Origin of the sequence: Shewanella sp. SG41-4, assembly GCF_014164505.1 — a bacterium.
Lineage (GTDB): Bacteria > Pseudomonadota > Gammaproteobacteria > Enterobacterales > Shewanellaceae > Shewanella.
In genome coordinates this window covers 1-18046 of record NZ_JACJFI010000059.1, presented here as the reverse complement: position 1 = coordinate 18046, position 18046 = coordinate 1, and the positions used below count along the sequence as shown (strand labels likewise).

Genomic DNA, 18046 nt, shown 5'->3' with positions numbered 1-18046 from the left:
AAAACGAGTTAGTTTTCTTGACTTGGAAATGGACCGGTTCAACATTTAAATTGAGGGCGTTGAAGAAAATAGCGTGAGTCCTGACATGGATGTCAGGCTAGCTTTCGGGGTACAGGTCGTTCCTTGGCATCCTGCCATCACGACATTCGTGAATCCATTCACATCAGATGTACCATCGGAAGCGTTAGTATTTTCGAATAAGGCCGAGGCTGACTAAAAATAAAGTTAAAAGATGGATCTACCCCATGGCGACCTTTTCGCTGTTTGAAAATGTTGCGGGGCGGCTGGGCCAATTCTTTTATAAAGAATAAAGAGGGAACAGCAGTTGGTTTCCTTTTGGTCTGGTGTGGGCGAAGCGCCACGACGTTAGTGGCCGCAGGCCATAAAATCTAAAGAATAAAAAAAGAGCTGGATTCCGGCTCACAAGCATTACCGGAACGACAGTGGATTTGGTCCGTGCAGAGTGAAACTTGCGACTTTGATCTGGTGTGTATGACCCGCCCACTGTATATAGAAAAAATAAGTTAAAGATGTATCTATATTTGAGTTAAAAAAACGGGATTGGCGCGCAGTAACCAATCCCGTTTTTCAATTTATAGTGCTTAGTGCTTATCAGCTAAGCGCTGGTGTGCGTGTAGGGATCAGGCGCTTGCTGCCTGTCGCTTCAAATGCACCCGCAAACTTGAGCAGGTTGTTGTCGTCATAAGCACGGCCTGCGAAAGTTAACCCTACTGGCATGCCAATATCGGCCATTGTCCCCATCGGCACAGTAACCGTTGGTACACCTAAGTGGCGAATAGCAAGATTGCCATTAGCAACCCAAACACCGTTGCTCCACGCAATGTCAGCTGAAGCAGGATTAAGGTGCGCATCTGCTGGACCTACATCTGCCATGGTTGGGAACAGCACTGCATCAAGTTTGAGCTCGTCCATCCAGTCTTCCAGATCCAACTTGCGAGTCTTCTCTAAGCCGCGCAGACCATCCGGTATGCTATCGATTTGGTTATACGACTTGAGACCTCTTTGGGCCATGTTGACGTACTCATCCATGCCAGCTGCGAGGTCGCCCTCACGGTTTGGCAAGGTGCCTAAGTCATGCGGGAAAATCAAATGCCCATTAACATCAGCTAATTTGTTCAGTTTAGGGTCATTGTTAGCACGTAAGAATTCATCTAAAGCCCACCCCGATAGAGCCCATAGCTCATCCTCGAGAAACTCAGGCGTGACGATGCCGCGATTGAACACAGTCGGTGCACCAGGTCGGTCACCTTCACAGTTGGAAACCAGCGGGAAGTCCACTTCAATGACCTCGGCTCCGGCAGATTCCAGCGCTTTGCGTGCTGCTTGCCAAAGGTCGATCACCGACGCACGAGTATTGATGCGCTGACCAGTCGGGCCGCCAATGCCTGGGTTTTCGCTGGTGCCAGCCAATTCATCTTTATTAATGTACATGCGCGGCACCCCAAAACGCTTGCCTTTAAGCGTGTCGGCTTGAGCTGCAAGATCCAGATACGATGCTGGACGCACGGTTGATGCTTTTGGGATATCAACCCAAGATTGTAGACGCCATAAATCTCCGCGAGTGATAGGGTCGTCTGCCACGATAACGTCAAGTACTTCAAGCATGTCTGCCATAGTACGAGTGTAAGGCACCACAACATCCATCGTCGGTGTCAGCGGCCAGTTGCCGCGCACAGAGATGACACCGCGTGATGGAGTATAAGCACACAAACCGTTGTTTGATGCTGGTCCACGACCGCTCGACCATGTCTCTTCAGCTAGACCGAAAGCAGAATAGCTTGCAGCCGTGCCAGTACCTGCGCCATTGGAAGAACCAGAGGCGAAAGGAGCTGTAAGGTAGTTAGCGTTGTATGGACTTTCGGCGCGACCGTAATGACCGCGCTGCATACCACCATTGGCCATAGGCGGCATGTTAGTTTTACCTAAGCAAATGGCACCCGCTTCGCGCAGGCGCTCAACAGCAAATGCATCATATTGAGCAACCAAGTCCTTAAACGCTGGGCTACCAGAAGCCGCAGTGAGCCCTTTAACTAAGTAGCTGTCCTTAGTTGTATAAGGTATGCCGTCAAGTGGGCTAAGTGTTTGGCCACGCGCTCGGCGTGCATCAGAAGCTTCAGCTTCCTTAATCGCATCTGGATTGTGAACCACTAGCGCATTCAGTTTAGTCTGTGTCGCTGGGCCGTCGTAAGCATCAACCCGTGCTAGATAAGACTTCACTAGTTCAACCGCTGTGGTGCGACCGGATTCGAGGGCTGCACGCAGCTCGGCAATAGAAACCTCAGTGACTTCGAACATGTTAAGACCTCTTCTTAAAAGCCAAAAGTGTTAAAACAACAGTGATATTAATGGTCATTGTGTTCTCGTTGGTTTTTACTTACTGTCCTGAGGGGATCTGTTGGGTGATGCAATGGATGTTACCACCACCTAATAAGATCTCGCGTGCAGGCACACCGACAATGTCATACTCGGGGAAAATTTCTTGCAATTTTTGAGCTGCAATATCGTCAGTTGCCGGGTCGAGTAGTGGGAACACAATGCGATTGTTGGTAATCAAAAAGTTCGCATAAGAACCCGCTAAGCGTTCACCCGCCGTGCGAGGAACACCGGTACCCTCTGCTACGCCTTGCGCTTCTTCTTCTGTGCAATACAAAGGACCTGGCTGTGGTAATAAGTGGACTATTAACTTACGGCCTTGTGCATCGACAGTATTTTGCAAAATATCCAAAGCCGCTTTTGAACGAGGATACTGCGGATCGGTTTGATCATCAGTCCAGTGTAAAACCACTTCGCCTGGGCGAGCAAAACAGCAAATATTATCAATATGTCCGTCGGTTTCATCCATGAATACGCCGTCTGGCAACCAGATAAACTGCTTAACATTTAAATATTCAGCCAGTAATGCTTCTATCTGTTCACGAGTCAAATCTGGGTTGCGGTTGCTGTTAAGTAAACATTCAGCCGTGGTCATGCAGGTGCCTTCACCATCGACATGAATTGAACCACCTTCAAGAATAAGCGGAGCCTGATAACGCTCAAAACCATGCTGCGTAAGCATCTTTTGCGCGACTTGCTCGTCCTTATCCCATGGTGAATACAAACCACCGTTATCGCCGCCCCAGGCATTAAAGCCCCAGTCAACACCACGGCATTCGCCCTTGGCATTGACCACTACAGTAGGACCGGTATCGCGAGCCCAGCAATCGTTGCTATCTATTTCGACCAACGTAACGTGAGCAGGCATAACCATCTTGGCCTCTGTCAAAAACGCCTTAGGTACACCCATGTAAACAGGGGTAACCACACCAATGGCATCGGCAACTTTAGCAAACGTCGCCTGAGCATAAGCGCCTGCAGAGCGCCAGTTGTCGGGACGATATGGCCAAATCATCCACACAGCTTGCTGCGCCGCCCATTCGGCTGGCATGCAAAAACCATCTTGGGATGGTTTAGTGGTTAACTGCGTGGCATTCACGTTTGTCATGGGTTTTATCTCCAGTAATGCTTAAAAACGATAAGGATGAGCGCCCTAACATAGGACGACAGAATAAAAATACACCTAACATCAATCAAATAAACAAATCGAATAACCGCATTCATCACACGGATAGCTAGGCCGAAATTGCCACGTCTTCACTAGGTGAGTTTTAGCTTCGTTGAAATATGACTGTATATCATATCATTTAAGACTGCTTACGCTAAAGAGTTGTATACAGAGGATAGATAAGAATTTGTAGGGTAATAAGGTGTAAGTTTATTGCTCACTAGATATAAGTGCAATCACCAAATAGGTCAAAAACGAGTGAGTTTTCTTGACTTGAAATGAAAAAATTCAACTCTGAACTTGACGATGTTGAAGACTTTTATAAAAGAATGGGTAAGCCTGACAGGCCTTTCATGCACATCTGACCTATATGGATATTGGAAATGCCAGAATCATATCGGCAACATCATTGACCATGTGCGTCAAGTAATACTGCCTATCAGAGTCAGGCTAGCTTTCGCAGTACAGAACGTACCATCGGAAGCGTTAGTGTTTTTGACTCTTTGCGACAAAATTGGCAGAGGTAGGATTCAAATGAGGTTACAAACTGGATCCATTTCCGTCGCGACCTTTTCGCTGCTGTTGTTTTGGTAAATCGCGAATATGTTGCTGGATCGGCAAGGGCCAATTATTTTATAAACAGTAAAGAGGAGATACTGTTGATCCCCTCTTGGCTCGTGCAGAGTTAAACCTTGCGATCTACTCTTGTTTCTAACATTGATGTGGCCGCAGGCCATTAAATATAAATAATAAAAGAAGAGCTGGATTCCGGCTGATAAGCATTACCGGAATGACAGATTCATAAATCATCAGTATTTAAACCTTAAGTCGCCACATCTCAAAAGCTTCTTGGCAAAGCTGCTCTCTAAATTTCGGGTGGGCAATATCGATAAGCGCACGCGCTCGTTCTCGTAACGACTTACCGCGTAGATAAGCGGTTCCATACTCTGTGACAATATAGTGCACATGCGCACGAGTGGTTACCACGCCTGCGCCTGGCGATAAAACGGTAGCAATACGCGACACGGTGCCATTAGCTGCAGTACTGGGTAATGCGATGACAGATCGGCCACCTTCAGAAAGCCCTGCACCACGTATAAAGTCCATCTGACCGCCCACGCCTGAATAAATTTGCGTGCCCAATGAATCAGCACACACTTGGCCAGAAATATCGACCTGTAATGCAGAATTTATCGACATCACATTAGGGTTTTTACGGATAATAGCCGTGTCATTAACCTGTTCAATATCCATGAATATTACCGATGGGTTGTCATCCACAAAGTCATAAAGTCGTTGGCTTCCCAATGCAAAGCCTGTCACTGTCTTGCCGGGATGGACTTTCTTACGGCTATTGTTTATTACGCCAAGCTCAACCAGATTAAGCACGCCATCAGAAAATAACTCAGTGTGAACGCCTAAATCTTTATGTTCAGTTAAGCACGCCAGCACTGCGTCTGGAATCGCGCCGATACCCATTTGTAAGCAAGCGCCATCACGTACCAATTTGGCCACATTCTGGCCGATGGCCAAGCTTATCGCATCGCTTGGGGCGAATAGATGTTGTGGTAACGGCATGCTCTGCTCATACACGGCAGCGAACTTGTTGTAATGAATAAAACCATCACCATGAGTACGAGGCATCATTGGGTTAATGTGGGCAATGATTTTTCCCGCCATTTGGCAGGCCGCTAACGTTGCCTCAACCGATATACCTAAAGAACAGATACCATGTTTATCTGGAGGGGAAACTTGAACGATGGCGGTGTCGATGTGTTGCTCGCCTGAACGAAACAACTTAGGCACCTCAGAAAGAAAAATTGGCACATAATCGGCATCACCTTGTTGTAGCAATGATCGTGTGGGTGAACCGGTAAAAAAGCAACGATGACGAAGATGCTCCCTTAAACGTGGATCACTTAGCGATTCAGCCCCCTCGGTATGCAACTGCAATAATGTTAAACCATGCTTTGTTAACGCATGTTGAGCTAACGCATCGAGCAGTAGTTTTGGGGTTGCCCCCATGGAATGAGTCCACAAGGTTTCACCACTTTCGATTAAGGATACGGCCTCTAAAGCACTGCTACAAATAATTGGTTTCATTAATATTACTCAAGGTAATTAAGCTATTTGTAGTGTAAGCGGTTCATTAACGCTTTAATAGTGTGGACGATGCTAACGTTGAACTAGCACAAAATAGTGGTAAAAATTGAGACATGCAGGACGTTAACTGAGACTGCATAATGCCTAATTGTCGTCGGTTTCAGTTAATCAAACTGACTCATTAACACCAATCACGATATCGTCGCGGTAATGCTTAAAGGTATAAAGAGCCAACACTACAACACCACCAGCTTTTATGCCATGCCGGGTTATGCCGATGAGTTAAGTGATGAACAGCTTAAAGAATTAACCAATTATCTGCGAGTCACATGGAGTAATCAGCCAGGTGATGTAGATTTGAATACAGTTAATGATTTAAAAGAAGTGATATTCGAACGCGATTAAGTAGTTGAATAAGTTGTAGAATGCGTACCTACAAAAAAAGCCGACTCTAGTCGGCTTTTCATTTTAACGAGGAAGGCGGTTAGCTTTCACTCACTCTGTTTGGGTAAAGCGCCAAAATTAATGTGGTTAAAACCGTTAATTCATCTAAGCACTATTTACCTTGTTATGGCTGGCACCTAACAAGGTATTACCCCAAAACATTACAATACATCGTTAAGATCTTGTATTGCATCTAGCACCATACCAGTACCTACGCTAATCAATAGCAAATCAGTACCCACTCGAACAATCTTTTGTCCTTCTGGCGTACGACCTAGCTGAACGGTAAGTGCAGAGGGTACATCATAGTAAACTACATCAGCAGGTAACGAGTAACCTTTACGCCATTGCTTAGTACTACCTGGTGCTTGGCAGCGATTGTGTTTTTTCGCTAACCCTGGAGGACAATGCTTAGCATCACGACTGGTGTAATAATAGTTATTAATGATGACTTGGCGATCATTACTAAAATAGACTTCTTGATGATCATGCTTCTTGTCATGCTTTTTTTCATGTTTTTCAGATTTATGTTTACCATGCGAGTCGTTGTCTTTAGCAACACTGTAACCTGTAGAAAACACCATTAGGGTGCTAATAATAATGAGAGATAGTATATGACGATTCATAAATAGGTTCCTTTGCGATTAATAAGCGCTTGTTATAATTGTTAACCAGCGATATGCCTTACCGTTAAAAAAAACCAAATAGTATTATTGATACGGTTGATATGGGTGCAAAGGTAATCGTATTTAGCACTATTGTCGACACTAACTAGATTATTGTTAATTAATGTTGGCGTATAATGGTTACTTTTGTTTCAATGCCAATTGCGAAAATAACACCCCTTTCCAGCCATTCTGGATAAACTGACGAATATTTTGATGGTCGGTTCCTTGCGGTGTATCCACTACATCTCGGTAATGTTGGCCAAACATAGCCAAGGTTTGTTGCACCGTTAACTGATTAATTTGCCCAAACGCAAACACCTTACAAGAACCTGAATTCTGCCCGGCTTCATTAAGCTGATCACCATTTTTAAATGCACTTGGCGTGAAATCATAATGACCATCAATAACAGCCATAGTATCTTCAAAACGGATTGCATCAGCTTGTGATGTTAGCGATGCAATAAACGGGTTAATATCCGTTGATGCCATAAGTTAAGCCCTGCCCTAAGTTAAAGTTAAAGTTAAAATAAAAATCGAATTAAAGTAAATAAACAATACAAAACCCGATAACTGTAGATCAAAACTTTAGCAAAATGACCACACTTACTATAGCGAAAAAAGCTAAAGCTCACGATCAAAAAGCTCAAAAGCAAAACGAGGCCCAAACCCTCTGTAAATGCCTACTACAATGTTAAATTTAATAGAGTTCAAGCATAGACCATCGACAATTAATCCAGCTTTAGTGCAGCAAAATCTGGCCGTGGTAACTTTTCCAACATACTGTATAAATAAATCACCACCAACGACAATAATGCACCAATGATAAACAACCAATATCCACCAAGATGATCCAAAATAATCCCGCCGCCCAGTGGCGCAAATGCAAATCCCAAATCATAAAATGATGCCGCGCCAAAATACGCCCCACGTAAATGTTTAGGGGCTAGCCTGTCAATGTGCACGTTCATCGTTGGGAATAAAATGGTTTCGGCTAAGCTCATAACAATAACAGCGCCAATCCAGCCCCAAAACAAATCAATGGGGTTATACGCTAACCAAATTTGTGAACAAACCAGCAGCATCAATCCAAACTGAATTCGATGAACCAAGCTGTAACCAGCCATTAATCTTAATAATAAAAATTGGGTCGAGATAATGACTAAGGCATTGGTAAAAATCATTGCCGAAATCAGTGTCAATAAATCGGGAGCATTTGAGCGAGTGAGATATTGGATCAGTGAACTGTCCATTTGCGCATAAATAAACATACACAAAATATTTGCAAAAATAAGACCTTGCAATAATTTATCTTGCCATAAAATCACCATAATTTGCTGTCGATTCATCGCAGCAGGTTTACGCTTAACAGCAGCTGTTGCATCACCCATAACAGGAATGAGTCCATCTGCAACCAGCTCTGGAGCCGATGAATGAGTCTGGCGAGCTTGATGCCTAAAACCCCAAAATAATAACCCCAACAAAGCAGCAAAAGCCGCCGCAGTAATATAAAAACTCGATTGTTTTCCGGTTAAGCCTAACCAAACACCTAACATTGGCCCGACAGCGCAACCTACGTTAACGATAAAATACAGTGATTGCATCGCCAACTCACGGGTTTTAGGATCGTCAATAATGTCGCCAATGGTGGCTGACGTTAGCGGTCGCCATATTGCAGTAGCAATAGAACACAGAGTCATGACGACCACATAGCCTTTGACTGAATCGACTTGTGCCAATAATGAAAACGAGATGATATAAAGCACACCGGTAAAGTACATTAGCTTGTGACGTCCGATTCGATCTGACAGGGCGCTACCAATAAAACTGGTAAATACCGATATAATCGCCGCACTCGACAGTACTAAACCCACCTCAGTGGCGCTTAAAGCAAATTTTTCATACAAGATGACAGCCAAAAATGGCCATACCATGTAATAACTACCGCGGGTAATAAACGAGCCAAATAGCAATATCCACATTAGTCGTGGAAATTGCTTAAACCGCGCTACAGAAATATCGCTATGCACTTTTTATCCTTAAAGAGTGATGCTGAAATGAATTATGACAGACTAAATAGATGGACTTTTTATAGGGCTAATCCTAACTGGATTTGCACAATTGAACTACTATTTATTACCTAATCCTATGTTATTACTGATCATATAATCTAATAGCTGTTTTTCATCTGTTCTATTTGACAGTGATAAGCCTTTAACCACACCTTGTTGATCGCTTTGGTTACGGTGCTGCCCTAATTTTTGCTTACCTTGTAACTCATCGATGACAATCTTAAAGCCAACAATCCCCTTGGCTAATTTTTGTTGGTAATCATCGGCAATAAAGCCACCACTTTCTAGCAATGAAGGTTCATATTGTTGAATGGTAGATTCGAGTATTTGTGCGGTGGTCGCATCATCCGTTAATTCAATAATGCCTTTTGCATGTACTACGCTGTAATTCCAAGTCGGAACAGCTGGATGGGAGTCATACCAGGTGGGTGAGATATAAGAGTGTGGGCCATTGAAAATACACAGCACTTTTGTGTTTTCTATGTGTTTCCAATGCGGATTACTACGAGCAAAATGGCCATACAAGGTGCCATTTTCGCCCTCTGAGGCAATGAGTAATAAAGGTAAGTGCGAGCCCTCTAAATCAGTAGACACAACAGTCGCAAAACCATATCGGTTAATAAACTGATGGATTAACTCTCTGGCTCCCATATCCCACTTATCAGGCACTTGCATAATTCACTCTTCACTAAAATAATCTATAAAGTCTTTATAGTGAATCTGACGACTAAATACCATCGTTTTATGGATTTCTACCGATTGTTATAAATGGCCTACTTTGACTAAAATAACCGTGTCTTGCTCCACATACGGATTATGCTGACTTAAATGCGGACTGCGGATCCATGTGCCTGCAGGATACCGGCCAAGCTCATCGATAAACTCCCCGCTAATGACATAGATTTCTTCGCCACCAAAATGACGGTGCGGTTGAAAGTGTGTCCCCGCGGGCCACTTCACTAATGCGGTCGATTCGGTACCATGTTGATGAAGCGGCATAACCTGCAACTGACCATGACCTTGCAACCATTCTGTCTCATTGGTATTTATGGCCACTTGTTGTGAGTCTGTGGTTTGGAACTGATGCAACTTAACCAATAACGTACAACCTTGCACACTAAATGGCGCATGGACAAAACCTTCAGGATTTCGTAAATACGTGCCAGCGGGATAGTCACCGGTTTCATCAGAAAACACCCCGTCGAGCACTAAAATCTCTTCGCCTAATGGATGAGGGTGTGAGTTAAATTTAGCACCGGCTTGGTATTGAACAATGCTTGTCGCATGGCCACGTTCAGCCTCTTCGCGCGCTAAGCGTTTACGTAATACGCCCGCGGCGGGGCTATTTTGCCATTCAAGATCTGCAGTGTTGATCACCACTCGCTGGCTAAAATCCATGTTTAACATATTGATACCTTTAAACGACATTTCTAACAGTTTATGGCGAAATCAATGCGATGAACAGCAAGCACTTATTGGTTTAATAGGTACTTTAAGGTGCTTTTTATTGATTAATAAGAATAAATTTTCTATAAAAAAACCTGCAAATACAATTTACAGGTTTAATGATTAAGAAATACTTGAGCCGATTAACTTGCTGAATTATTGGCTGCTATCTGGCGTTGCTTTTTGTACGCTTTAGCAGAAGCAGGAATTGGGGTGGTTCTGCCGGTTTCTAACCATTTTTTAAGTCGATTAGCATCGGCCATATGCGTGTATTTACCAAACGAATCTAACACCACAAATGCAACTTTACGTTTATTCATTTCAGTTAACATTACCAAGCAATGCCCTGCTTTATTGGTAAAACCCGTTTTAGTTAAGGCGATGTTCCAATTATCTTTAAAAACTAATTTATTGGTATTTTGAAAATCGAGTGCATAACGTGGTGATTCAAAGTTAACGTGCTTTTTAGTGGTCGAGCTCAGCTTGCCTAATAACGGATACGTTTGACTGGCTTTAAGCAATAAAATGAGATCATTTGCGCTAGATACATTGTCAGGTGACAAGCCCGTTGGTTCAACATAACGGGTTTGGCTCATGCCCAGTGCGGTCGCTTTGTCGTTCATTGCACGTACAAAAGCCTTAAATCCACCTGGATAATTATGTGCAAGCGAGGTCGCGGCACGATTTTCTGACGACATTAATGTTAATAACAACATGGTTTCACGAGTCACCACGCTGCCTAAACGCACTCGTGAATAAATATTACGCATCACAGGTGAGTCAGTAATTTTTACTGAGATTTTTTCATCTAATGGAAGCTTGGCATCCAACGTCACCATGGCAGCCATTAACTTGGTAACTGACGCTATAGGCACTGGTTGATTGGGATTACTTGAATATAAAACTTCATTGGTGGTTAAGTCGACCAACATAGCACTACCGGAAGCTAACTCTTGTTGAGGTTTGTTTTGCACAACTTGTGCTGCAAAAGACATTGGGCTGCTCAACGTAGTTGAACATAATAAAGCACAGGCAAAAAACAAACGAAATTTCATTAGTATCACTTAAAAAATAAACCTAATAATGTCATTGAGTATACGATAAAGGATTAGCCGGGCAATAGATAAATAATCACTTTTAGTAAGTTTTTAGCTGATTGACCGCAGTTTGAACTAAAAAACATTAGCAATAACGAATGTTCATCTCATTCCAGCTAAGTGATGAATAGCCGAACGATAACCCGACGTTCACCAAGAGAGCTATTTTCGCCATAGCGTTGGCAATCAATTATTGAAGCATTTGTTATCGAACAAAGTACATAAGAAGATGTGTTTCAGCACAGATACCGCTTTTTGTAGTCTTCATGTTAATATTAAATAAGTCGTGTTAAAAGAGAGTATAAATGGACATTAACTTGCGTTTTTTAAGTCGATTAAACCCATGGCTCAATAGCTTATTTGCCTCTAAAGCTACCCTCAAAACAGAGACCGATGAAGCACAACAAGGGCAGATATCGCTCAAGACCATAGCGAACCAATATCCGCTTCAAGCTCGTCGAGGCCCGATTACTCAGGTGATGTTATATCAGTCACTTTATGCGAGTGATAATTTTGTTGGCCGAGAAAAACAACTCAACCAGATTACCGATGTCATCAATCAATGGCGTAATCATCACGGTGAAATCAGTGCCATTGTCTCGCCAGCTGGAGCTGGAGGATCATCTTTTTTAGGCCAACTGCCGCCTTTACTACAAACCATTATCGCCGAAGACGCTAATAAAGCACCGATGCCTGATATAAAACCGTTGCCGTCCAAGTGGCTACTAATGAGTTTTTATCAAGCGCCATTAAGCGCAAATGACGCAATAGCCTATGTTTGCTATTGCTTTGGTGTTACGCCACCTAACACCATCACCGAGACGATTGCAGCGATTAACCAGCAACCACCACAGCTAATTATGATAGATGACATGCACAAGCTGATGCTGAGAATGATGGGGAATAATCAAGCCTTTGTGACCTTTGCGACTATCATAATGGAAACGCGTAAACATCATTGTTGGGTCATAAACTGTGAAATATTTGCATGGCAACGTTTAAGCGCACAGTATCAAATTCATCACTTTATTAAGCATGTTTTTCAGCTCGATTATTTCACCGAAACCGAATTAGCCAAAATACAAACAAAACATCTGCTTGATTTAGGGCTAATCAGTCACGATGTGATGGCCAAAGAAGCGGCTACCACAACCCAGAAAGAAACCCGAAAAACATCAAACAAAACTACGCAAAAAAGTAATGATCAAGCGGAAGTTGTAAACCCCTACAAAGACCAACTCAAACAGCTGTACACTATTAGCCAAGGACACCCCAAATTAGCATCATTGTTACTGCAGTATTCTCTGGCGAACCAAGCCGATATCAACTCTGATAACCCTTCAAATAATAGCTCAAATAGCAGTTCGAATAGTGGTATCGAAATTTGCCGTATTAACTCTTCTGTATTGCAACAATGCCAAGACAATGACCTATTTTCATTAGCTGAGATTTATGTACATGGTGGATTACGAGTGAGTCAGCACGCGCATATTTTTGCCATTACGATTGAACAAAGCAGCTTGCAGTTGGAATATTTAGCTCGCCAAGGACTCATTATTGCTCAATATTCACAACAAGATTTTGCCGAGCATTTCTACTTTATCACTCCAACACTCAGCAAAATTATCGCCAGCCATTTGGTGAATAACAATAAGTTGTTTAATTAAACGAGGCGACTATGGAAGATTCACGTAAAGCATTACAAGCATTTTTAGAGATCATTTCGTTTGATCGAATAATCAGTATTTTACTGCTGTGTCTAATGGCGTGGCTGCTATTGGTATTAATACAGTTTTGCTTAAATCAACTGAATAAAGCGTTGCCTAAATACCGCTTAATTTGGAATCGGTCATTTCCTTTTGTGCGTTTATTTGTGTGGCTGAGTGTGATTGTTTATTCGATCGTTGGCATTATAGATCCGCACGAGAATTTAGTCCTTGCTGTGGTAGGTTCTATCAGTATCGTGGTGGGTTTAGCGACCCAAGAACCGGCTAAAAATATGATTGCCGGGTTTATTATTATGATCAATCCGCCTTATCGGGTTGGCGATATGGTGACGCTAGGTGGGCATTATGGTGAAGTCATTAAATTGGAGTGGAGCGTAACTTGGCTGCGCACTTTTGATGACAATACCGTGATGATCCCCAATGCTGAAGCCTTAAAAACGGCAGTATCCAATGCCAACAGTGGCGCTTTAGATGAAATGGTTGTAGTAAAGTTTACGTTGCCTATGCATGTTGACCATAAAAAGGCCATTGCCCTTGCCCGCGAAGCCACGCAGTGCTCACCTTATACTTTTCTAAATAAGCCCATTATTGTCAATTTAGGTAACGAATATGACTTAGGCGAGTTTTTACAAACCATTACCGTTAAGGCCTACGTAATGGATGTACGTCTAGAGAAAAAGTTCATGAGCGACATTAATATCAGAGTATTGAGTGCGTTTAAAAATGCACGCTTTTATGATGGACAGCAAACGCCGACACACTAATTTGCGCTATAATCGAGCCAATTAGAGAAGAAATAACAGATTTTTTAGCATTGGGAACACTATTATGACACAAGATGAAATGAAAAAAGCAGCAGGTTGGGCAGCACTGCAGTATGTCAAAAAAGACACCATCGTCGGTGTAGGTACAGGCTCTACAGTCAATCACTTTATTGATGCACTTGCCACCATGAAAGATGATATTGAAGGTGCGGTATCAAGCTCTGAAGCATCAACTAAAAAACTCATTGAACTTGGCATTGAAGTATTTGATTTAAACAGTGTTGATTTAATCGATGTCTATGTTGATGGCGCGGATGAGATTAACGACCGCATGGACATGATTAAAGGCGGCGGCGCTGCATTAACTCGCGAAAAAATTGTTGCAGCGGTAGCAAAACGGTTTATTTGTATTGTAGATAATACTAAACAAGTGCCAATTTTAGGTGAGTTTCCATTGCCTGTTGAAGTCATCCCGATGGCTCGATCTTATGTGGCACGTGAGTTGGTAAAATTAGGTGGAGATCCAGTTTACCGTCAAGGCGTAATAACCGATAACGGCAACGTTATTTTAGATGTCTACAATATGAAAATTCTAGACCCTAAAGTAATGGAAACTAAAATCAACGCGATTGTCGGCGTAGTGACAAATGGTTTATTTGCTAACCGCGGCGCCGATGTACTACTCGTAGGCACCCCTGATGGCGTTAACACCATCACGTTGTAATAACGACACTATTCGTTTGGTTTACCCTGAATGTTGAGCAAGCTTTTAGGTAAATGATTAGCATAAATTGCTAGCGTAAATAGTTAACTTACAGAGTTAGCTTGAACAGTTAACAAAAAATGGCCTAGCAGCAATGCTAGGCCATTTTGTTATCTGTTTTGTGACTATGACTATGACAAAGCCTTACACTCTAAACTGGCTAACCGCTTCATGCAGTGCTTTGGCTCGTATTCTTACATCTTCAGAAGCCGCAGCATTCTCTTCAGCCGCTTGTGATGATTCATCGGCAATATCACGGATAACTACCACGTTTTTACCCACCTCTGCAGCTACCATACTTTGCTCTTCAATTGCCGCAGCAATTTGAGTACTCATGTCCATAATATTGGTCACGTCATTGGTAATTGTGCGTAAAACATCACCGGCGATGGTGGCTTGTTCTGCACTTTCTCGCCCTTGTTGTTGGCTTACTTGCATAAGTTCAACAATAGAATGAGTTCGCGCTTGTAAGGTTGAAATGATGCTGGTAATTTCCTGGGTCGATGTTTGTGTTCGCACGGCTAGAGTGCGAACCTCATCGGCAACAACCGCGAAACCACGTCCTTGCTCACCCGCTCTTGCTGCTTCAATCGCCGCGTTTAATGCCAATAAGTTTGTTTGATCTGCAATCCCCCTAATCACATCAAGCACACTGCCAATTGTGACACTGTCGCGCTCAAGCTCGGTAACCACAGCGGCGGAATCTGCTAACTGTTTAGCTAGCAGGGTAATTTTTTGAACGGTGAGTTCTACACTCTGTTGACCAGATTGAGCATTATCATGCGTTTGACTGGCTTTACCGGCCGCCAGTTCTGTATTTTTGGCAATTTCATCAATGGTGGCCCCCATTTCGGTAACGGCTGTGGCGACCATGTCGGTTTCATTAAGCTGACGTAACACACCTTCCGAAGCTGTCATTGCATTTCGAGACAGCTCTTGGCACGACTCATTCATTGCAGTAACCGACTCGTCCACTTGCTGGATCAATTCTTGGAACGTTATTACCATTTGGTTGAAATGATAGGCGATTTTCGATAATTCATCATTACCTGACTCATCGCAATGCATTGATAAGTCCTTACTTTTTTCAATTGACGAAATTACATCGGTTATATCTTGTACCGGTTTAATAATGCTACGAATAATTAAATAGGTGAAAATACACAGCACTGCAGCGATTAACAAAAATATACTTAAGCCAATAATAAAAGCCTGCTTTTTACCATGCTCTATTTCGGCTAACGTTTCCTCACGTAGGGTAACGGTATCATTATCTGTTTGATGGATTTTCTCACGTAACTCGGCCATTTTACCGTCTTCGTCCGTTAAACCAAATAGCACTTCTTTATCAACTAATTTTTTAAAGTTAACTTGGTAATCTTTAACATCTGCAGTCAATTGCTCTTTTTGAGAAAACATTATATTAGACTGTTGTATTTGAGTTAAAAAACGGCCAATTCCGTCATCAAAAGCTTGTACATATTTAGGATCACGACGAAGCATAAAGTCTTTCTCACTTCTACGCAGCTGTAGCATCGCCACTAGCAGAGCATCCTCTGCATTATCACTCAGCACGGTTTCGACTCTTTTAACTGCCGAACGTAAATCACCATATAAACCTGACTCTGGAGTCAGGCCTATTTCAACTTTTAACGCAATAACTTCATTGAAGATTGTTTTATAATCATTGAGGTTGTTTTTAAAATGCTCTAAAGCACCGACATCCATTCCTTGGTGCTCTAGCGCAACACGTACTTCAGCCATATAAGCCAAAATATCATTCATGCTATGTTTAAATTTTTCAAGATAAACAGTGTCTGCACGATGGAGGAAATCCTTTTCTTCGGTACGTAATTCAAGCACTTTTTTTCAATTTCAACAATACTGCTCGATGCGGTTGATAATTCCAAAAGGACTGATTCAGAATAATTTTGTAACCCAAACATCGCGAGCACTGAGGAGATTGAAATGATCGAACTTAAAATCAGTTTCGAACGAATAAGCATATTTTCTACCACCTAAGAGTAAGATTTAACGTTACTGTTATTATTGTATGATCTGATAAGGATTTTTAGATCAATCTTGCAACATCAGTATAGCAACTAGTTATCGGCAAACATGAATAAAGCTAAACTTTTTTAAAGAAAAGTGATTATTTATAAACACTCATATAAACCTTTTGCCGACTTGAGGCTGTCAAATAACTACACCATCATATTGGACATGTTGTGACATTAAGGATGCCACTATTAATCAGTCAAAACCCGAGCAATTAAGCCACTTAGCGGCACTTGACGATAATCAGTTGGTCGCAATAGCGGTTACTGGCTGCAAGCAGGCATTCCAGCAACTCTATAGCCGCCATCATAAGCGGGTTTACGCCATTTGCTTTAGATTGAGTGGCCAAGCTCATCTTGCTGATGATATGACTCAAGTGTGTTTTATTCGCTTATGGCATAAATTGGAGCAATTTAGGGGAGACAGCCAATTCACCACTTGGTTGCATCGCTTGTGCATCCGCCAAGCTATTAATGAGCTAAAGGTACAACAATCATGGTGGCGACGTTTTATACCGACTGAGCAACTTGAGCCGCAGGATATACCCACGGTTGCCTTTGATGAGTATCACCAATTAGATAAATGTATTGCCAAGTTACCGCAACGGACTCGTATCGTGTTTGTACTGTGTGCGATTGAAGGTTATCAACATAAAGAAATTGCTGCCCTACTCAACATTGCCGAGGGCACCAGTAAAGCGCAGTACCATAATGCCAAACAATTTTTACAGGAGTTGCTTGCATGAACCCGTCACAGCAAGACCTCGATAGTCTAATCAAGTCATTGCCGCTAGAGATGCAACCGACAACCGATTTGTGGCCAGAGATTACAGCTCAGTTGTCGCCTCAATCTCAGCAAAAAATACATCTGACTCGACCTTGGCTTATTGCCGCTAGCGTTGCGGTTTTGTCTTTGCTAGCGATGCTGCTTTGGCAACGCCCAGATGGTAATTCATTACTGCCGCAAACAGCCACAATAACGACAACCGTCCCAGGGGCCACATTCAATACAGAGGCAACATTAGCTGAGTCAACACTAGCCGAGCTGGTCGATCAAATTGCGTTGACTCATCAGACTCAACTGGATGTTTTTAATCAAAACCAATACACCGTGAGTTGGCAATTATCATCAACTGATGCTCCGCAACAGATACAGAGCGATATTAGCCAAGCATTAGCCGAGCTGGATACTGCCTCAAAACAAGTACAAGCAGCATTGAAGCAACAACCGACTAATCAACAAATGTGGCAATTATGGCGCTGGATCATGCAACGTCAAATCACCTTATTACAGCAAGGCCAAAAACTCCCATTTACGTCGAAAGGCACACTACAAGGAAATACAA

General features: G+C 42.7%; 15 protein-coding genes and 1 pseudogene. 6 read left to right on the top strand and 10 right to left on the bottom strand.

Annotated features, from left to right (window positions below; genetic code table 11):
• Positions 1-612 precede the first annotated feature (612 nt).
• From H5202_RS08015 to H5202_RS08005, 3 genes are all read right to left on the bottom strand, one after another.
• Positions 613-2316: an amidase gene (locus H5202_RS08015; RefSeq protein WP_182771623.1), complete on the bottom strand. Its 1704-nt coding sequence runs from the start codon at positions 2314-2316 to the stop codon at positions 613-615.
• Between the two features lie 79 nt (positions 2317-2395).
• Positions 2396-3502 (bottom strand): agmatine deiminase, encoded by a 1107-nt coding sequence (gene aguA, locus H5202_RS08010; protein ID WP_182771622.1) that lies wholly within the window; start codon positions 3500-3502, stop codon positions 2396-2398.
• An 876-nt stretch (positions 3503-4378) separates the two neighbouring features.
• Positions 4379-5665 carry an acetyl-CoA hydrolase/transferase family protein gene (locus tag H5202_RS08005; protein ID WP_182771621.1) on the bottom strand — a complete coding sequence of 429 codons (1287 nt, stop codon included), beginning with the start codon at positions 5663-5665 and terminating at the stop codon, positions 4379-4381.
• Positions 5666-5875: 210 nt separating this feature from the next.
• On the opposite strand from H5202_RS08005, the gene H5202_RS08000 reads away from it, so the two are divergent.
• Positions 5876-6070, top strand: a complete 195-nt coding sequence (locus tag H5202_RS08000) for a c-type cytochrome (protein WP_259397240.1) — start codon at positions 5876-5878, stop codon at positions 6068-6070.
• Positions 6071-6270: 200 nt separating this feature from the next.
• Here H5202_RS08000 and H5202_RS07995 read toward each other — a convergent pair whose 3' ends face one another.
• The 6 genes from H5202_RS07995 to pbpG form a co-directional block, all read right to left on the bottom strand.
• Positions 6271-6735, bottom strand: coding sequence for a hypothetical protein (locus H5202_RS07995; RefSeq protein ID WP_182771620.1), 465 nt, complete (start codon positions 6733-6735; stop codon positions 6271-6273).
• A gap of 180 nt (positions 6736-6915) precedes the next feature.
• Complete coding sequence (locus H5202_RS07990) at positions 6916-7266, bottom strand: HopJ type III effector protein (protein WP_182771619.1); 351 nt, start codon at positions 7264-7266, stop codon at positions 6916-6918.
• Between the two features lie 239 nt (positions 7267-7505).
• Positions 7506-8804: an MFS transporter gene (locus H5202_RS07985; RefSeq protein WP_182771618.1), complete on the bottom strand. Its 1299-nt coding sequence runs from the start codon at positions 8802-8804 to the stop codon at positions 7506-7508.
• 99 nt (positions 8805-8903) lie between these two features.
• Positions 8904-9521 (bottom strand): FMN-binding negative transcriptional regulator, encoded by a 618-nt coding sequence (locus H5202_RS07980; RefSeq protein ID WP_182771617.1) that lies wholly within the window; start codon positions 9519-9521, stop codon positions 8904-8906.
• An 87-nt stretch (positions 9522-9608) separates the two neighbouring features.
• On the bottom strand, positions 9609-10253 hold the full coding sequence (locus tag H5202_RS07975; protein ID WP_182771616.1) for a cupin domain-containing protein: 645 nt from the start codon (positions 10251-10253) through the stop codon (positions 9609-9611).
• 182 nt (positions 10254-10435) lie between these two features.
• The gene (pbpG, locus tag H5202_RS07970; protein ID WP_182771615.1) at positions 10436-11347 is read right to left on the bottom strand and encodes a D-alanyl-D-alanine endopeptidase; all 912 of its coding nucleotides are present in this window, start codon (positions 11345-11347) and stop codon (positions 10436-10438) included.
• Between the two features lie 347 nt (positions 11348-11694).
• Between pbpG and H5202_RS07965 the strand changes: the two genes are divergently transcribed.
• The 3 genes from H5202_RS07965 (at position 11695) to rpiA (ending at position 14604) form a co-directional block, all read left to right on the top strand.
• Complete coding sequence (locus H5202_RS07965) at positions 11695-13056, top strand: ATP-binding protein (protein WP_182771614.1); 1362 nt, start codon at positions 11695-11697, stop codon at positions 13054-13056.
• A gap of 11 nt (positions 13057-13067) precedes the next feature.
• A complete protein-coding gene (locus H5202_RS07960; RefSeq protein ID WP_182771613.1) occupies positions 13068-13880 on the top strand; it encodes a mechanosensitive ion channel family protein in 813 nt (270 codons plus the stop codon).
• A 64-nt stretch (positions 13881-13944) separates the two neighbouring features.
• Positions 13945-14604, top strand: coding sequence for a ribose-5-phosphate isomerase RpiA (gene rpiA, locus H5202_RS07955; protein WP_011636324.1), 660 nt, complete (start codon positions 13945-13947; stop codon positions 14602-14604).
• A gap of 183 nt (positions 14605-14787) precedes the next feature.
• On the opposite strand, the pseudogene H5202_RS07950 reads toward rpiA, so the two are convergent.
• Positions 14788-16649, bottom strand: a pseudogene (locus H5202_RS07950) (methyl-accepting chemotaxis protein).
• A 299-nt stretch (positions 16650-16948) separates the two neighbouring features.
• Here H5202_RS07950 and H5202_RS07945 point away from each other — a divergent pair.
• Both H5202_RS07945 and H5202_RS07940 read left to right on the top strand, forming a co-directional pair.
• A complete protein-coding gene (locus H5202_RS07945; RefSeq protein WP_182771612.1) occupies positions 16949-17446 on the top strand; it encodes an RNA polymerase sigma factor in 498 nt (165 codons plus the stop codon).
• Positions 17443-18046: hypothetical protein (locus tag H5202_RS07940; RefSeq protein WP_182771611.1), on the top strand; the 604-nt coding region annotated here is incomplete at its 3' end. The genes H5202_RS07945 and H5202_RS07940, both read left to right, overlap by 4 nt.

Bases quoted from the DNA above. Each gene is read 5' to 3' on its own strand.
- rpiA (WP_011636324.1), top strand. From the start codon at position 13,945: ATGACACAAGATGAAATGAAAAAAGCAGCAGGTTGGGCAGCACTGCAG.
- H5202_RS08015 (WP_182771623.1), bottom strand. From the start codon at position 2,316: ATGTTCGAAGTCACTGAGGTTTCTATTGCCGAGCTGCGTGCAGCCCTC.
- H5202_RS08005 (WP_182771621.1), bottom strand. From the start codon at position 5,665: ATGAAACCAATTATTTGTAGCAGTGCTTTAGAGGCCGTATCCTTAATC.
- H5202_RS07960 (WP_182771613.1), top strand. From the start codon at position 13,068: ATGGAAGATTCACGTAAAGCATTACAAGCATTTTTAGAGATCATTTCG.
- H5202_RS07995 (WP_182771620.1), bottom strand. From the start codon at position 6,735: ATGAATCGTCATATACTATCTCTCATTATTATTAGCACCCTAATGGTG.
- H5202_RS07965 (WP_182771614.1), top strand. From the start codon at position 11,695: ATGGACATTAACTTGCGTTTTTTAAGTCGATTAAACCCATGGCTCAAT.
- pbpG (WP_182771615.1), bottom strand. From the start codon at position 11,347: ATGAAATTTCGTTTGTTTTTTGCCTGTGCTTTATTATGTTCAACTACG.
- H5202_RS07990 (WP_182771619.1), bottom strand. From the start codon at position 7,266: ATGGCATCAACGGATATTAACCCGTTTATTGCATCGCTAACATCACAA.
- aguA (WP_182771622.1), bottom strand. From the start codon at position 3,502: ATGACAAACGTGAATGCCACGCAGTTAACCACTAAACCATCCCAAGAT.
- H5202_RS07980 (WP_182771617.1), bottom strand. From the start codon at position 9,521: ATGCAAGTGCCTGATAAGTGGGATATGGGAGCCAGAGAGTTAATCCAT.
- H5202_RS08000 (WP_259397240.1), top strand. From the start codon at position 5,876: ATGCTTAAAGGTATAAAGAGCCAACACTACAACACCACCAGCTTTTAT.
- H5202_RS07975 (WP_182771616.1), bottom strand. From the start codon at position 10,253: ATGTTAAACATGGATTTTAGCCAGCGAGTGGTGATCAACACTGCAGAT.